This window comes from Clostridium sp. Marseille-Q7071, from assembly GCF_965112025.1.
Map to the genome: position 1 here is coordinate 2399759 of NZ_CBCOPR010000001.1, position 15541 is coordinate 2415299.

At 28.7% G+C, this 15541-nt stretch carries 15 protein-coding genes; 14 read left to right on the forward strand and 1 reads right to left on the reverse strand.

Annotated elements, in window-relative coordinates; genetic code table 11:
• The first annotated feature begins 77 nt into the window (after positions 1 to 77).
• The 13 genes from rpsU to ppdK all read left to right on the forward strand — a co-directional run bounded on the left by rpsU (position 78) and on the right by ppdK (position 12360).
• Positions 78 to 254, forward strand: a complete 177-nt coding sequence (gene rpsU, locus ACWPW7_RS11220) for a 30S ribosomal protein S21 (RefSeq protein ID WP_003357777.1) — start codon at positions 78 to 80, stop codon at positions 252 to 254.
• A 25-nt stretch (positions 255 to 279) separates the two neighbouring features.
• Positions 280 to 726, forward strand: a complete 447-nt coding sequence (locus ACWPW7_RS11225) for a GatB/YqeY domain-containing protein (protein WP_291560470.1) — start codon at positions 280 to 282, stop codon at positions 724 to 726.
• Between the two features lie 238 nt (positions 727 to 964).
• Positions 965 to 1249 (forward strand): sporulation protein YqfC, encoded by a 285-nt coding sequence (gene yqfC, locus ACWPW7_RS11230; RefSeq protein WP_291560472.1) that lies wholly within the window; start codon positions 965 to 967, stop codon positions 1247 to 1249.
• Positions 1242 to 2387 carry a sporulation protein YqfD gene (gene yqfD, locus ACWPW7_RS11235; RefSeq protein ID WP_454053566.1) on the forward strand — a complete coding sequence of 382 codons (1146 nt, stop codon included), beginning with the start codon at positions 1242 to 1244 and terminating at the stop codon, positions 2385 to 2387. Before yqfC ends, yqfD begins: the two co-directional genes overlap by 8 nt.
• A 36-nt stretch (positions 2388 to 2423) precedes the next feature.
• Entirely contained in the window at positions 2424 to 4535 is a 2112-nt protein-coding gene (locus tag ACWPW7_RS11240; protein WP_454053567.1) for an HD family phosphohydrolase, read from the forward strand.
• Between the two features lie 3 nt (positions 4536 to 4538).
• Positions 4539 to 5045: an rRNA maturation RNase YbeY gene (gene ybeY, locus ACWPW7_RS11245; RefSeq protein ID WP_291560478.1), complete on the forward strand. Its 507-nt coding sequence runs from the start codon at positions 4539 to 4541 to the stop codon at positions 5043 to 5045.
• A gap of 181 nt (positions 5046 to 5226) precedes the next feature.
• The gene (locus ACWPW7_RS11250; protein ID WP_454053568.1) at positions 5227 to 5925 is read left to right on the forward strand and encodes a diacylglycerol kinase; all 699 of its coding nucleotides are present in this window, start codon (positions 5227 to 5229) and stop codon (positions 5923 to 5925) included.
• Positions 5926 to 6018: 93 nt separating this feature from the next.
• Complete coding sequence (locus ACWPW7_RS11255; protein ID WP_039632124.1) at positions 6019 to 6417, forward strand: cytidine deaminase; 399 nt, start codon at positions 6019 to 6021, stop codon at positions 6415 to 6417.
• 11 nt (positions 6418 to 6428) lie between these two features.
• The gene (gene era / locus ACWPW7_RS11260; RefSeq protein WP_454053569.1) at positions 6429 to 7313 is read left to right on the forward strand and encodes a GTPase Era; all 885 of its coding nucleotides are present in this window, start codon (positions 6429 to 6431) and stop codon (positions 7311 to 7313) included.
• A gap of 17 nt (positions 7314 to 7330) precedes the next feature.
• Positions 7331 to 8089: a DNA repair protein RecO gene (gene recO, locus ACWPW7_RS11265; protein ID WP_454053570.1), complete on the forward strand. Its 759-nt coding sequence runs from the start codon at positions 7331 to 7333 to the stop codon at positions 8087 to 8089.
• 21 nt (positions 8090 to 8110) lie between these two features.
• Positions 8111 to 8662: a DUF4342 domain-containing protein gene (locus ACWPW7_RS11270; protein WP_454053571.1), complete on the forward strand. Its 552-nt coding sequence runs from the start codon at positions 8111 to 8113 to the stop codon at positions 8660 to 8662.
• Between the two features lie 350 nt (positions 8663 to 9012).
• Positions 9013 to 9645, forward strand: coding sequence for a helix-turn-helix transcriptional regulator (locus ACWPW7_RS11275; RefSeq protein ID WP_291560604.1), 633 nt, complete (start codon positions 9013 to 9015; stop codon positions 9643 to 9645).
• A 78-nt stretch (positions 9646 to 9723) separates the two neighbouring features.
• Positions 9724 to 12360, forward strand: coding sequence for a pyruvate, phosphate dikinase (gene ppdK, locus ACWPW7_RS11280; protein WP_454053572.1), 2637 nt, complete (start codon positions 9724 to 9726; stop codon positions 12358 to 12360).
• Between the two features lie 367 nt (positions 12361 to 12727).
• On the opposite strand, the gene ACWPW7_RS11285 is transcribed toward ppdK, so the two are convergent.
• The gene (locus tag ACWPW7_RS11285) at positions 12728 to 13798 is read right to left on the reverse strand and encodes a CotS family spore coat protein (protein ID WP_454053573.1); all 1071 of its coding nucleotides are present in this window, start codon (positions 13796 to 13798) and stop codon (positions 12728 to 12730) included.
• 600 nt (positions 13799 to 14398) lie between these two features.
• Here ACWPW7_RS11285 and ACWPW7_RS11290 point away from each other — a divergent pair.
• Positions 14399 to 15430 (forward strand): deoxyguanosinetriphosphate triphosphohydrolase, encoded by a 1032-nt coding sequence (locus ACWPW7_RS11290; RefSeq protein WP_454053574.1) that lies wholly within the window; start codon positions 14399 to 14401, stop codon positions 15428 to 15430.
• The last annotated feature ends 111 nt before the right edge of the window (positions 15431 to 15541 follow it).

The following is a 15541-nucleotide window of genomic DNA, read 5'->3' on the forward strand; positions in this document are numbered from 1 at the left end:
AAAATGTGCTATTTATGCCCCGCATTGGCTACTTTTAATTTAAAAGTTGAATTGAGCTAGCGGAGGGAGGGATAATAATGTCAGAAATCAAAGTTGGAGAAAACGAATCACTAGAGAATGCTTTAAGAAGATTTAAGAAAAAGTGTGCAAGAGCTGGTGTTCTTTCAGAGGTAAGAAAAAGAGAGCACTATGAAAAACCAAGCGTTAAGAAAAAGAAAAAATCAGAAGCTGCAAGAAAGAGAAAATTCAAATAGAATTTTTGAAAGAAGGTAACAGGCTATGTCCCTTAAGGATAGATTACAAGAAGACTGGAAAAACGCCTTAAAAGGAAAAGAAAAATTTAAGGCTTCAGTGATAAGCATGGCAAAAGCTGCTATATTACAAGTAGAAAAAGATAATAAATCAAGTCTTAATGATGATCAAGTCATTGAGGTTTTAGCTAAGGAAGTTAAGCAGAGACGTGATGCTTTGCAAGAATTTGAAAAAGGAAATAGACAAGATTTAGTAGACAGCACTAATGCTGAAATAGATATCTTGCTACAATACCTTCCTCAGCAGTTAACTGAAGATAAAATTCGAGAAATTGTTCGAGAGTCAGCGGAAAAATTGGGCGCAAATAGCATGAAAGATATGGGAAAAGTAATGGCTGCTGTCAGACCAAGTACAAATGGCAGAGCAGATGGAAAAATTGTAAGTCAAATAGTTAAAGAATATTTGAATAAATAAGAACTCAGAATTATCTGGGTTCTTTTTGTATGTATAAAAATTTGAAGTTTAAATATTAATTAAAAAATCGTGACAAAGTTACGATTTTTTTCTTTAAAGTAATTTATTCTAATAAGTAATCATAAAATTTAACATATATATTAGCCTTAATTTATATAAGGCATCTTCAAAAAATAAAAAGCCAGTATGTTAGATTATTTTATTTCAGATACCTAAACAAAAATAAGAGGTGATTATTTTGAATAATAAATTACAAAATGCCACAGAGCGCTTAGCTAATAAGTTAGATATTCCTAGAGAAGTAATAATGGACATCCCTAAAATAACAGTAGTATCAAATAATGAAATTACTATAGAAAATCATAAAGGTATTATTTTATTTGAAAAAGAAATGGTTAAGGTAAAATCTTCAATAGCTGTAATTACAATTTTAGGCGGAAACTTTGAAATTATATTTGTAGGAGGAAGTACAATAGTTTTAACTGGAAAGTTTAAATCTATTGAATATGGAGAAAATGAATAATATAAAAAAATATGGTAATGGAATATTAGTTATAGAAGTTCAAAGTTTAAAGCCAGAGAAGTTCATAAATTTTTTGTGGAGAAATGATGTTGTAATTAAAAATGTTAAAAGAAGAAGTTTAACAAACTACACTATGGAAATAAGTTTAAAAGATTATAATGCTGTTTTAGAAGGAGCAGCAAAGACTAATAGTAGAATTAAAGTTTTAAATAGAAAGGGAGTTACTTTTAAACTTTTAAAACTTAAAAGAAGAAAAACTTTAGTAATAACGTTAATATTATTTATAGGTATTTTATATTATCTAAGTAGTTTTATATGGAAGGTAGAGATAATTACAGATAAGTATTTATCACCTTTTGAAATAAGAATGTTACTTAAATCTTATGGAATAGATAAGGGAACATTTAAAAAAGATTTTGATGTATATAAATTAGAAGAAAAAATTATAGAAGACAATGATGAAGTAATGTGGGTTAAAGCCAGGATAGAGGGCTCTAAATTAATGGTACAAGTGGCAGAACGACAAGCCCCACCTAAAATTAGAGAACATAAAACCACAGGAAATATTATAGCTTCTAAAGACGGTGAAGTGGATAGAATATTCTCAACAGCAGGCACGACTATGGTTGAACCAGGTAAAATTGTAAAACAAGGAGATTTATTAATAAAATCGGAGCAAGGCAAAGAAGGAAAAGAATACAATGTTAAAGCGGAAGGTACCGTATATGCTAAGACTTTTTATGAAGAAAGTAAAGAAGTACCTGAATATACATTAAAAAGAGAAAGAACTGGAAAGGTATCGAAAAGTTATTATATAAAATTTAAGGATAAAAAATTTTATATAAGAAATGGCTTAAAGGACTTTGAAAATTATGATAAAATAGACAATAACAAGGGAATTATAAAAACTGAAACTTATTATGAAATAGTGGAAGAGAAAGTACCAACTGATGTAGATGAAGTGGTAAAAGAACTAAATAGAAATATAATTTTAAATCTTGATAAATCCGTAAGTATATTAGAAGTAATACCTGAGATTAAAAAAATGGAAGATAATTATGTAGTGAACTTATTGGTAATAGCAGAAGAAAATATTGCTATTGAAGAAATTGCTGATAAAGAAGAAGTTTTAGAGTAGAATTTTAGAAACTAGAGAAAAGAAAGTTGGGATGTAATGAAATATTCTAAGAAGAATAAAAGAGTTAAGCTACCTAAATTGTCTCAGAGAGGTATCTTTGTTGTTACTACTTTAATAATTTATTTTATACTTAGCACTTCAATGATTACAGAAACTTATGACTTAGAAGTGGGAGATATAGCTAAGAGTGATATAAAAGCACCTAAAGATATTCAAGATCAGATCTCCACGGAAAGGCTTATTGAAGACTCTGTAAAACATATTCAAGATGTATATACCTATGATGTAAACATAAGCAAAGTAGCAGTGAAAAATATTGAAGATTTATTTGAAACTGTAGTTAAAATTAACAAGCAATATTCTCTGAGTACAGTATCGGAAGCTAATAAGGCCAATATGGAAGAAAAAAGGCTTCAAGAGCTAAAAAAATCATCAAAAATTTCTAATTTATCTGACGAAAATTACGCCGCTTTACTTTCTTTAGATGAAAAACAACTGGATGAATTAAAAACTTTTTTAATAAGTACAACTAATAAAATTTTTGATGAAGTAACTATACATGAAAATAGGCCCGAGGATATAGTTTTGGCACAAGGAGTAATAACTACAAAATTTAACAATTCAAGATTTCCTAAGAATGTTAAGGAATTAGGAATGGCCATAGGATATTCGCAAGTCAAGCCAAATTTTTTTATTGACTATGATAAAACAGAAGATTTAAAAGAGGAAGCTAAAAAGGCAGTAAAGCCTGTTATAATAAAAAAAGACCAAATCATTGTAAAAGAGGGTGAACCGGTAACAGGGGCTCAAATTGAAGTGCTAAAAGAATTAGGGTTATTAAATAAAGACAAGTCTTTAAGATTAAATTTTCATATAAGTTTACTTATATTATTGCTTTCTGTAACATTAATACAGTGGTATTATCTAAAATGGAATTGTAAAGAAATTTATAAAAAGTCTAATAAAGTAATGCTTATAAATATTCTTACTTGTATTTCTTTAATACTTGCAAGGACTTTATATATTATATCACCTTATTTAATTCCATTTGCATGTGTACCTATATTATTGTCTATATTAATTGATGATAAGGTATCTATGACAATTAATGTTTTAAATGCAATATTAATAAGTATCATTGTACGATTCAATGTAGAAATAACTATTATTGCGGTTATAAACTCTGTAGCCGCTCCTATTATATTAAAAAAAGTGCAGCAGAGAAATGATATTTTATATTCATGTATTTATATAGCGGCATTAAATTTTATATTTACATTAACTATAGGATATGCGCTAAGCAATCATATATCAGAGATAATAGTAAAAGCAACAATAACTGCAATGTCTAGTATTATTTCAGGAATATTAGCTATAGGAATGTTACCATTTTTAGAAAATATTTTTGACATAGTAACTAACATTAAATTATTAGAACTTGCAAATCCAAATCATCCGCTTCTAAAGAGATTACTTATGGAGGCACCAGGAACATATCACCACAGTGTACTTGTGGCAAATTTAGCTGAAATGGCAGCAGAAGCAGTTGGAGCGAATGCAGTACTAGCTAGGGTATCTGCTTACTATCATGATGTAGGTAAAATTGAAAGACCATACTATTTTAAGGAAAATCAATTTAGTGGAGATAATCCTCATGACAAAATTTCTCCAAGACTCAGTGCTTTAATTATAACTTCTCATGTTAATGATGGAATAAAGTTAGCTAAGAGTTATAAACTACCTACTGCTATACAAGATGTTATAGCGCAACATCATGGGAATTCACTAGTTAAATATTTTTATATAACTATGAAAAATCAAAGTTCAAATACTGATGAGGTACATGAGGAAGATTATAAATATAAAGGACCAGTACCAATAAGTAAGGAAGCTGCTATTGTGATGTTAGCAGATGGAGTTGAAGCTTCTGTAAGATCAATACCAAATCCTACAAAAGAAAAAATAGAACAAATGGTGGATAATATATTTAAAGGAAGGTTAGCAGAAAATCAATTAAATGATTGTGATCTAACCTTTAAGGAACTTCAAAAAATTAAAGAATCATTTTTAAAGGTATTAAAAGGGATTTATCATGAAAGAATTGAATATCCACTAGAGAAATTAAAGTTAGAAGAAAAGAAGGAGTAATAAATGATATTTTTAGATAATAGACAAGATAAAATTGAAATGACAGAAGAACTAGAGAATAAAATAGAAGACATAATTGAATATACATTAAAGGAAGAGGAAGTTAGCATTCCTTTTGAAATAAGTATTATTTTTATAGATAATGAAGAAATTAGAAAAATTAATAAGGAGCAAAGAGACATAGATAAAGCTACGGATGTATTATCTTTTCCAATGCTTGATTACGAAGATGGAAAAATCTTTAAGGAAATGTATTTAAACTACGAATTTGATTTTTGTGATTTAAATGAAGGCAACTTAGTATTAGGAGATATGGCACTATCTCTTGAAAAGGCTGCAGAACAGGCAGATGAATATGGCCATTCCTTTATAAGAGAAGTTATGTATCTAGTAGTACATTCTATATTGCATTTATTAGGATATGACCATATGGAGGAAAAAGATAAAGTTTTAATGCGTAAAAGAGAAGAGGAAATACTGAATAAGTTTAATATTAATCGTCTGAAATAAAATAATGACAAATAGGTTAATATACTGAATAGTCACTTTAGAAAATTTAACTTATACATTATTTTAATTTTCATACAAAAATTTTTCTTCAAAAATGTAAATAATTATTGTCAATTGAATAAAGCAATTTATTGACATGTGGGTTTATCTACATGTCATAATTTTTAAGGTGGTATTGAAAATGAGAGTCAAGAAATTAGTAGATAGCTTTAATTATGCAATTGAGGGAATAATACATACTATAAGGACTCAAAGAAATATGAGAATACATATGATAGTAGCTATTTTAGTACTATGCTTATGTTTCTTTTATGACCTAACTAAAATTGAACTTTTAATAACTACGATAACAATAACCATGGTTATTGTTGCAGAAATGATTAATACTGCAGTAGAATGTGCTATAGACGCTACTACTAACTATTATCATCCATTAGCTAAAATAGCTAAAAATGTTGCGGCTGGTGCAGTTTTAATTACTGCATTTAACTCTGTATTAGTGGGGTATATAATATTTTGGGATAGATTAATGCCTTTTACTATAAATATTCTTTTTAAAATAAGAAATTCTGATCCGCATATGATATTTTTAATGTTAGTAATTGTAAGTATTGCAACTTTGGTTGTTAAAGCTATTTATGATGAAGGTACACCGTTAAAAGGAGGGATGCCTAGTGGACATAGTGCTATAGCCTTTTCTATAGCAACAACCATAACTCTACTAACAAATGAACCATTAATTATGATATTGTCGTACTTATTAGCAATTATTGTAGCACAAAGTAGAGTAGATTCTCAGATACACTCCATATTGGAAGTATTATTTGGAGCTGCCTTTGGATGTTTTTTGACATTGCTTTTATATCAATTTTTAGGATAAGTTTATTAAAAAGTTGAAATTATATCATATAGTGGTATAATTTATGTACATTTATTTGGAGATTAATATTTTTATTTATTTTGGAGGTAGTCCATGGAATATAAAGAATTAGTAAAAACAGCGATTAAAGCAAGAGAAAAAGCGTATGTGCCATATTCAAAATTTAAGGTAGGAGCAGCAGTTATAACAGAAGATGGTTCAGTTTATGAAGGATGTAATATAGAAAATGCATCTTATGGTGCAACTAATTGTGCAGAAAGAACAGCTATATTTAAGGCTGTATCTGAAGGTCACAGAGAAATAAAGGTCATAGCAGTTGTAGGTGATATGTCCACCTTTACAACTCCTTGTGGCATATGTAGACAGGTAATAGCTGAATTTGCTTCTAAAGATTTAAAAATAATTATAATTAAAAATGAAGATGAATATGTGGTGAAAAACTTAGAGGATATATTACCAGGAGCATTTACTAAAGAGGATTTGCTTAAATAGAGGAGGAAATAATGTTTAGATCAGGATTTGTAACAATTATAGGAAGACCCAATGTAGGAAAATCAACATTACTAAATTATATAATGGGAGAGAAACTTTCCATAGTTTCAAGTAGACCACAAACTACAAGAAACAATATACAAACCATATTGACAAAAGAAGATTCACAAATTGTATTCGTAGATACACCAGGAATGCATAAGCCAAGACACAAATTGGGAGAATATATGGTTAATGTAGCTAAAGATGCCTTAGGTGAAGTAGATGTTGTTTTATTTATAACCACACCAGGTGAAGAAATGAATAAAGGAGATATCCACATATTAGAGCAGCTTAAAGAATGTGATGTACCTGTATTCTTATTAGTAAATAAAATAGACGAAAATCCAAATGAAAGAGTAGCAAAAACTATAGCAGGATATGCTGAGTATTTTAAATTTGAAGAAGTAGTACCTATCTCTGCAATTAATGGCAAGAATGTCGATAAGGTTAATGAGCTTGTAGTTAATTATCTTCCAGAGGGGCCTAAATATTATCCAGAAGATATGATAACAGATCAACAAGAAAGATTCATTGTAACAGAAATTATAAGAGAAAAAGCATTAAGGCTATTATCTCAAGAAGTACCACATGGTATAGCTGTAGAAATTATTTCTATGAAGAAGGATGAGAAAGATAGATACCATATTGACGCTAATATGTTATGTGAAAAAGATTCTCATAAGGGAATTATCATAGGTAAAAATGGCAGTATGTTAAAAAAGATTTCTACTTATTCAAGACAGGATATAGAAAAGTTCTTTGATAATCAGGTAGTACTAAAGCTATGGGTTAAGGTTAAAAAAGATTGGAGAGATAGCCCAATGATGCTTAAGGAGCTAGGATATAAAAAGTAGAGCTTGGAGTTGATTAATTGAGCATAATTAAGACTAGAGCAGTAGTAATAAAAACGCAAGATTATAAAGAAAATGATAAACTAGTTTGGCTTTTTAGTGAAGAACTAGGGAAAATATCTGTTATAGCAAAAGGGGCAAAAAAAAGTAAAAGTAAACTTATGTCTTCTACTTTACCTTTTTGTTATGGAGAATATGTAGTATTTAAAGGAAGAAATCTATATACCTTAAATGAAGCAAAGATAATAGACTCATTTCAACAGATGCTAACAGATTTTGAAATATTAATTTATGGATCTTATTTTAATGAACTTATTGATATTGCCTGTGAAGAAGAAAATTACGGTACGCTATTTAAAGACTTCGTAACTTCTTTTTATCTTATTAAAAATAGTGTAGCAGATTTGGAAATACTAACTAGAACTTTTGAACTAAAATTACTAAGAGCCACAGGATACGGATTAAATTTGGAACAATGTAGTATTTGTGATAGAAAACTTAAAAGTTCCAATTATTTATCCTTTCAATATTATGGTATGGTTTGTAATGAATGCGAAAAAGCTTATGGTATTCACATTACTGCATTGGCTTATAATATATTAAAATTTTTAAATTCTATAGAACTTGAAAAAGTTCCGAGAGTTACTATAAATGAAGAGGCGAAAAAGGAGCTAAATAAAATTTTAAGCTCTATTATAAACGCTAATTATACAAGAAAGCCAAAAAGCCTTTTAATGTTAAAGCATTTTGATTACATTGAAGAAAAAATCCAAAAATAATAAAGAAGGCAGGTATAAAAAATGAGTGAAATAACTTTAGAAAAAATAGATATGCTAAGAGAACGTGTTAACATTACTTATAGCGAAGCAAAAAGAGTACTAGAATTATGTAATGGAGATGTTTTAGAGGCTTTAGTTTATATTGAAGAAGAAAAAAAGAAAAAGAAAAGTGAAAGCTATACTTTTTTAGATAAAGATGAAATTATTGAGTATATTAAATCTTTAATAGAAAAAGGAAATGCTACAAGAATTACTATTAAGAAAAATAATAAAACAGTTTTTGATATTCCTTTAAATGGGGCATTAGCTGTAGGTGCAGTTTCAGTGATCTATCCTAAATTATTAGCAGTTTTGGCTGCAACAGCATTAATTAGTAGAGTAACTATTGAAGTAACAAAAACTGACGGAACAGTAGAGGTTATAAATAAAATGATGAAAAATGTGGTGGATGATGCAAGGGATATAGCGACAGATGTTACTTCGGATTTAAAAGAAAAAATAAATAAATCCTTTGGCAAAGACAATAATATTCATGAAACAAACTTTTCTTATAGAGTAAAATTTGATGATTAATGAAGATAGACTTCCTATCTTCTTTTTTTTGTGCTATACTTAATATGAAAAGTGTAGCACAAAAGAATTTCGTTCAATTAAAATGCTGAAACAAATAATAAAACAAATGATAAAATGAAATAGGGACTATTTCAGAAAATTTGCACATTTCCGAAAAATATGGTAAAATATATTAACTAACAATTGACAAATTATTAGTTAATTAGAGCAATTTATTGAAATGCAAAAATATTTTATTAAGTATATTACTATGATAAAATATTTATAAAATCTTAATTCATCTTACCTTATGTTTAATTTAAAGATAGCATTAAGTTTTTAGAATTTTAAAGCGAAAGAGGGCGAAAACAATAGAATTTTCACCAAGACAAGAAGAAATAATAAAATTAGTAAAAGAAAATGAACCAATTACCAGTGAAGCACTAGCAGGAAAATTAGGATTAACTCGTTCAGCGTTAAGACCAGACTTATCTATTCTTACTATGATTGGTATATTAGAAGCAAGACCTAAAGTTGGATATATATACTCAAAAAAGACCTCACAAGGCTTTAGTAGTGACTATATAAGAAGTATCAAGGTAAAAGACGTCATGTCAAAACCAGTAGTTGTAACAGAGGACACTACAACTTATAATGCTATTTTAGATTTATTCTTAAATGATGTAGGCACATTGTTTGTAGTGAATGATGGAAATTTAGTTGGTGCAGCATCTAGAAAGGATTTCATAAAAACAGCAATGGGGACAGCGGATATACATAAGGTACCTGTTGGTATTATTATGACTAGAATGCCAAATATAATTATAGTTGAAGAAGAAGATACAGCATATCAAGCTGCTAAAAAAATTATAGAACATGAAGTTGATTGCTTACCGGTGGTAAGAAAGGAATTTATGAATGGAAAAGAAATTCATAAAATTGTTGGGAAAATTTCAAAAACAAATATAACTATGCTTTTTGTAAAAATGGGTGAAGGTAGGTAGAGGAAATTAAAAAATATTTGAAATATAATTAATTTTCCGCCTATTTAGCTATATATTTTGTTTTAAGGGGTTGTTAAGATGGAAACTAAAAAGTATGTATACCTTTTTAAAGAAGGGAATGCAGCAATGAAAAATCTTCTTGGAGGAAAGGGTGCTAACCTTGCAGACATGACTAGTATAGGCATTCCAGTACCTCAAGGATTCACTGTTACAACAGAAGCTTGTAATAAGTATTATGAAGATAATGAAGTAATCTCAGAAGAAGTTGTTGAACAAATACATAGCAGGATGGGAGAGCTGGAAAAACTTACAGGAAAACAATTTGGTAGCTTAGAAAATCCACTATTAGTATCAGTTAGATCCGGTGCAAGAGCTTCAATGCCAGGCATGATGGATACAATATTAAACTTAGGTTTAAATGATGAAACAGTGGAAATTATGGCTAAAAAAACTGAAAATCCTAGATTTGCATATGATTCATATAGAAGATTCATTCAAATGTTTTCAGATGTTGTTATGGAAATTGAAAAGAAACATTTTGAAGATATTATGGATGAAATCAAAGAAGCAAAAGGTGTTAAACTTGACACTGAGTTAGATGCAGAGGACCTAAAAGAATTAGTTAAGAGATTTAAAGAATTCTATAAAAAGGAAAAAGGAGAAGATTTTCCTTCCAATCCGAAAGTTCAACTAATAGAATCTATTACTGCAGTATTTAGATCTTGGAATAACCCAAGAGCTATAGTTTATAGAAGACTTAATGATATTCCATCAAATTGGGGAACAGCTGTTAACGTACAAGAAATGGTATTTGGAAATAAAGGTGAAACATCAGGAACAGGAGTTGGATTTACTAGAAATCCTGCAACAGGAGAAAAGAAAATATTTGCTGAGTATTTAATGAATGCTCAAGGAGAAGATGTTGTTGCTGGTATTAGAACTCCTCATCCTATATCAAAATTGCATGAAGACATGCCAGAAATATATAATCAATTTTTAGAGATTGCAAACAAATTAGAAAACCATTATAGAGACATGCAAGATTTAGAATTTACTATAGAAGAAGGAAAACTTTATTTCTTACAAACAAGAAATGGTAAGAGAACAGCTCAAGCTGCTTTAAAAATAGCTGTTGATTTAGAAGAAGAAGGAATGCTTACTAAAGAAGAAGCTGTTTTAAAAGTTGAGCCAAAACAACTAGACACACTATTACACCCAAATTTTGATAGTGTAGAACTTAAAAAAGCTAATGTTATAGCTAAAGGATTACCAGCATCTCCAGGAGCAGCTTGTGGTAAAGTTTATTTTACTGCTGAAGATGCAAAAGAAGCTCATGAAGATAGAGGAGAAAAAGTTGTCCTTGTAAGACTTGAAACTTCACCAGAGGATATAGAAGGTATGATTGCTGCTGAAGGTATATTAACAGTAAGAGGAGGAATGACTTCTCATGCTGCAGTTGTTGCTAGGGGCATGGGAACTTGCTGTGTTGCTGGATGTGGAGATTTAAAGGTTAATGAAGAAGCAAAAACTTTTGAAGCTTCAGGAGTTGTTTATCATGAAGGTGATTACATTTCAATAGATGGTAGCACTGGTAATGTTTATGCTGGAGCAATAAAAACTGTTGAGCCAGAAATTAGTGGATATTTTGGAATATTAATGGGATGGGCTGATGAAATTAGAGCGTTAAAAGTTAGAACTAATGCAGATACACCAAGAGATACAGCTCAAGCTATTAAGTTTGGAGCGCAAGGTGTAGGATTGTGTAGAACAGAGCATATGTTCTTCGATGCTGATAGAATAATGGCAGTTAGAGAGATGATAGTTGCAAAAACTGAAGAGCAAAGAAGAAAAGCTCTAACTAAATTATTGCCAATGCAAAGACAAGATTTTATTGGAATTTATGAAGAATTAGAAGATAGACCAGCTACTATAAGATTCTTAGATCCACCTCTACATGAGTTTTTACCATCAGACCGTGAGGATATAGAAGAACTAGCAAAAGACTTAGGAATAACTTATGAAGAATTAAAGAGTACAATTGATTCATTACATGAGTTTAATCCAATGATGGGACATAGGGGATGTAGACTTGCTGTATCTTATCCAGAAATTGCAGAAATGCAAACTAGAGCTGTAATAGAAGCGGCTATAGATGTTAAGAAGAGAAAAGGTCATAATATAATACCAGAAATAATGATTCCACTTGTTGGAGAAGTTAAAGAATTAAAATATATTAAAGACATAGTTGTTAAAACAGCAGATGAAATAATAGAAGAAAGTGGAATAGAGCTTAAGTACTTAGTAGGTACAATGATAGAAATTCCAAGAGCTACACTTACAGCAGATGAAATTGCAAAAGAAGCTGAATTCTTCTCATTTGGAACAAATGATTTAACTCAAATGACATTTGGATTCTCAAGAGATGACGCTGGAAATTTCTTAAAACATTACTACGATAAGAAAATATATGAATTTGATCCATTCCAAAAACTAGATCAAACTGGTGTAGGTAAGCTTGTTAAAATGGCTACTGAACTTGGAAGAAAAACAAGAAATGATTTAAAAGTTGGTATATGTGGAGAACACGGTGGAGATCCATCTTCAGTAGAATTCTGCCATGATATAGGATTAAATTATGTATCTTGTTCACCATTTAGAGTACCAGTAGCAAGACTTGCAGCAGCTCAAGCACAAATTAAAAATCCAAGAAAATAATATTAAAAAGCGTGGTAAAAACCACGCTTTTTAAATTGAATAAAACTAAGTCTCAATTAATGTTTTCACAAATAAGGTATAATATATATGTATATCATACTAAAAGTAGAAGTATATTAATTTATTGTATTAAAAAGCTGAAGGTGTTTTAATAAATTGACTATTGACAGTTGACAAAAGAGAATTATTGATATTTCTCTTTTGTAAGAAAAGCTTTCAATTGATTTCTTTTTTTGAAGTGACGTAGCAATTTCTTATAAAGGATTAGCAATTATGTTCCTAACAAAAAAATCTATTAAAGAAATTAGTTTTAATCAAACTAATTTCCACCATAATTGTCAATTGTCCGTTTTCAATTCTTTATTGATTAAAGTTTTGTATTGAATTTTTTTTCAATATAACATTTAAAACCAAAGGAAAAATTTAATTGGTCTTCCATATATATATTAGATTTTTTTAGCATGGATACAAAAGCTTTTCTATTACATTTTGAAATGTTAGCATAGTAATCTCTAGATATTTTCCAATATTTTTGTGGAAAGCTTAAATAAGCTAAAATATATTTATAGTCCTCAAGATTTAAAGGATTATGTTTTTCATAAGTATTTAAAAAACTTATGGTTAAATCTAAACCCCATCTATTTTTTTCTTTTCTTAAAAGTCTTCTTAGGCAATAGGAGATATCTAGAGCACAGTAATCAATTTTGCATTTGTCAAAATCTATAAGCCATAAATTATCATCTTCATCAACTATAAGATTTTTACTAACATAATCGTTATGGCAAAGTGAAGTTGTTAAATCCTCTTCTTTAATTGTAATTGCTATGCTATGAGATATTTTAGCAAGTTTTATGTTAGTATCGAAGTTCTTAAGATAAATCTTAGAGTAGTTATCATGATATTTATATGCTAGGTTAGAATACATAAGCAAATTATTAAAGTGTTTATTTATAGAATTATAAAGACTGCTACATCCAATCTTATTCTTACTACCTAATATAGGTTCAAAATTTTTACTAATGTCATGAACTTTACCAAGATTTGAAGAAGCTAATAATATTTCATAAACTGAGTCAAAGTCGCATTTATCACCATTTACCCAAGGAGTTAATATAAATAACATATTTTCGTAAACAACATATCTGCCGTGATTTATAGTTGATAATATTCTAGGAACATTTATGTTATGACGATATAACCATTCTATAGCTGAATACACAAAAAGGAGTTCTTCAACAGGATAGTAAACTTTTTTTAGACAATATCTATCTTCACCATTCTCTATCATATAAACAGCTCTTTGCTTGTCAGTATTCTTTAATTTTACCTGTTCCACTATAGCATTATTCAAATTATAATGAGGCAAAACATGTTTCTTTACATTATTTTCAGACAATAATTCTATATTATTTTTATAAATTGTTGCAGTAGTCATCATAACACTCTCCTTTAAACATTACATTATAAGGATATTAAGGAAAAAACATTAATATACATCAATATTAAAAATACTTATAAAAAAGTTTAAATACATAAATAAAGGGTTTTACATTTAAAGAGGCGAATATTCTATAGACACTTACAGTTTAAAAATTCGTTAAATTTAAACTGTTATAATATAAAAGTTATGTTATGAAGTCTAAAATTATATAAAGTTTTCATGGTAGTTTATAATTAGGTTTCTAAATATGAGTGTGTAAAATAGTCAAGTTTAGAAACCTAAAAAGATTATAATTTAAAATGAGTAAACAGATTTTCACCTTTTGAATATCATTGGTATTTAAAGGAGAATATATATATATAATACATTAAAATTTAATGTATAGCTCAATATAACTGCTTAATTTGATAGTTTGATTTATAACTTTAATCAATAAACAATCTGAAATAGAAAGCTCACAATTATTCATTAACAATCATTAATTATAAATTTTATAAGGATAAATACTTTACGGATTGCGAATGTTGAACTGTGAATTGAATAGGTGCAATTAGAAAACTAAATAGCTATATATTAAATTATTAGGAGGAGTGATGGATGAACATAAGAGAAAGAATAGAAAAAAATGAAGAGCTTATTCTAAATCCTTATGCAGCATTATCAATTAACTCTAAAGGAAGAGTAATTAAGGAAAATAAAGATGAAATGAGAACCGATTATATGGTGGATAGAGACAGAATAATACATTGCAAATCTTTTAGAAGATTAAAATTAAAGACTCAGGTGTATATTAAAACTTGGAATGATCACTATAGAACTAGGCTTACTCATACTTTAGAAGTTAGTCAAATCGCTAGAACTATAGGAAAAGGTATAGGACTTAATGAAGATTTAATAGAAGCTATTGCACTAGGACATGATATAGGCCATGTTGCTTTTGCGCATAATGGCGAGGAGGTTTTAAATGAATTATTACCTCAAGGGTTTAAACATAATGAAAATAGTGTTAGAGTTTTAACAAAAATTGAAAAGTTAGGGAAAGGGCTAAATTTAACTTATGAGGTTATAGATGGAATATTGAATCATAGTGGATTTTCTTCCCAATCAAAAGGGGCTTGTACTTTGGAAGGACAAGTAGTAAAATATAGTGACAAAATTGCCTATGTGAATCATGATATAGATGATTCTATAAGAGCAGGAATTCTCCGTGAAAGTGACTTGCCAAGAGAAGTTATAGAAGTTTTAGGAAAAAATCATAGCAATAGAATTGAAAGCTTGGTCAATGACTGTATTTATAATACTTTGGAAAACATTAAAAATAATAATATTCAAGTTGCATTGTCAAATAAAGTACAAGAATCTTTAAGTGAACTTAGGAATTTTATGTTTAAAAATATATATAAAGGAAATATTTTAAAAGTAGAGAGAGAAAAAGCAAAATTTGTTTTAAAGCATGTATATTCATATTTTTACAAACATCCAGAAAAACTGCCATATTTTTATAAGACCATTGCGGATAATGAAGGACTTGAACAGGGTGTTGCAGATTATATTTCAGGCATGAGCGATGAGTATTGTTTACAGCTTTTTAATGATTTATATGTGCCCAAACAAAGCATTTATATATAATTTATAATTTTACTAAGACATTATAAAACTACAAAAATTTGCATTTTTGAAGGAAAAATCTAATTTACAAAGAATATATAAAAAGTAAAAAAGTTTATTTTATAAAAACTT

Excerpts from the sequence above, each read along its gene's own strand:
- rpsU (WP_003357777.1), top strand. The coding sequence starts at position 78 with ATGTCAGAAATCAAAGTTGGAGAAAACGAATCACTAGAGAATGCTTTA.
- ACWPW7_RS11225 (WP_291560470.1), top strand. The coding sequence starts at position 280 with ATGTCCCTTAAGGATAGATTACAAGAAGACTGGAAAAACGCCTTAAAA.
- yqfD (WP_454053566.1), top strand. The coding sequence starts at position 1,242 with ATGAATAATATAAAAAAATATGGTAATGGAATATTAGTTATAGAAGTT.
- ACWPW7_RS11240 (WP_454053567.1), top strand. The coding sequence starts at position 2,424 with ATGAAATATTCTAAGAAGAATAAAAGAGTTAAGCTACCTAAATTGTCT.
- ybeY (WP_291560478.1), top strand. The coding sequence starts at position 4,539 with ATGATATTTTTAGATAATAGACAAGATAAAATTGAAATGACAGAAGAA.
- ACWPW7_RS11250 (WP_454053568.1), top strand. The coding sequence starts at position 5,227 with ATGAGAGTCAAGAAATTAGTAGATAGCTTTAATTATGCAATTGAGGGA.
- ACWPW7_RS11255 (WP_039632124.1), top strand. The coding sequence starts at position 6,019 with ATGGAATATAAAGAATTAGTAAAAACAGCGATTAAAGCAAGAGAAAAA.
- era (WP_454053569.1), top strand. The coding sequence starts at position 6,429 with ATGTTTAGATCAGGATTTGTAACAATTATAGGAAGACCCAATGTAGGA.
- ACWPW7_RS11270 (WP_454053571.1), top strand. The coding sequence starts at position 8,111 with ATGAGTGAAATAACTTTAGAAAAAATAGATATGCTAAGAGAACGTGTT.
- ppdK (WP_454053572.1), top strand. The coding sequence starts at position 9,724 with ATGGAAACTAAAAAGTATGTATACCTTTTTAAAGAAGGGAATGCAGCA.
- ACWPW7_RS11285 (WP_454053573.1), bottom strand. The coding sequence starts at position 13,798 with ATGATGACTACTGCAACAATTTATAAAAATAATATAGAATTATTGTCT.
- ACWPW7_RS11290 (WP_454053574.1), top strand. The coding sequence starts at position 14,399 with ATGAACATAAGAGAAAGAATAGAAAAAAATGAAGAGCTTATTCTAAAT.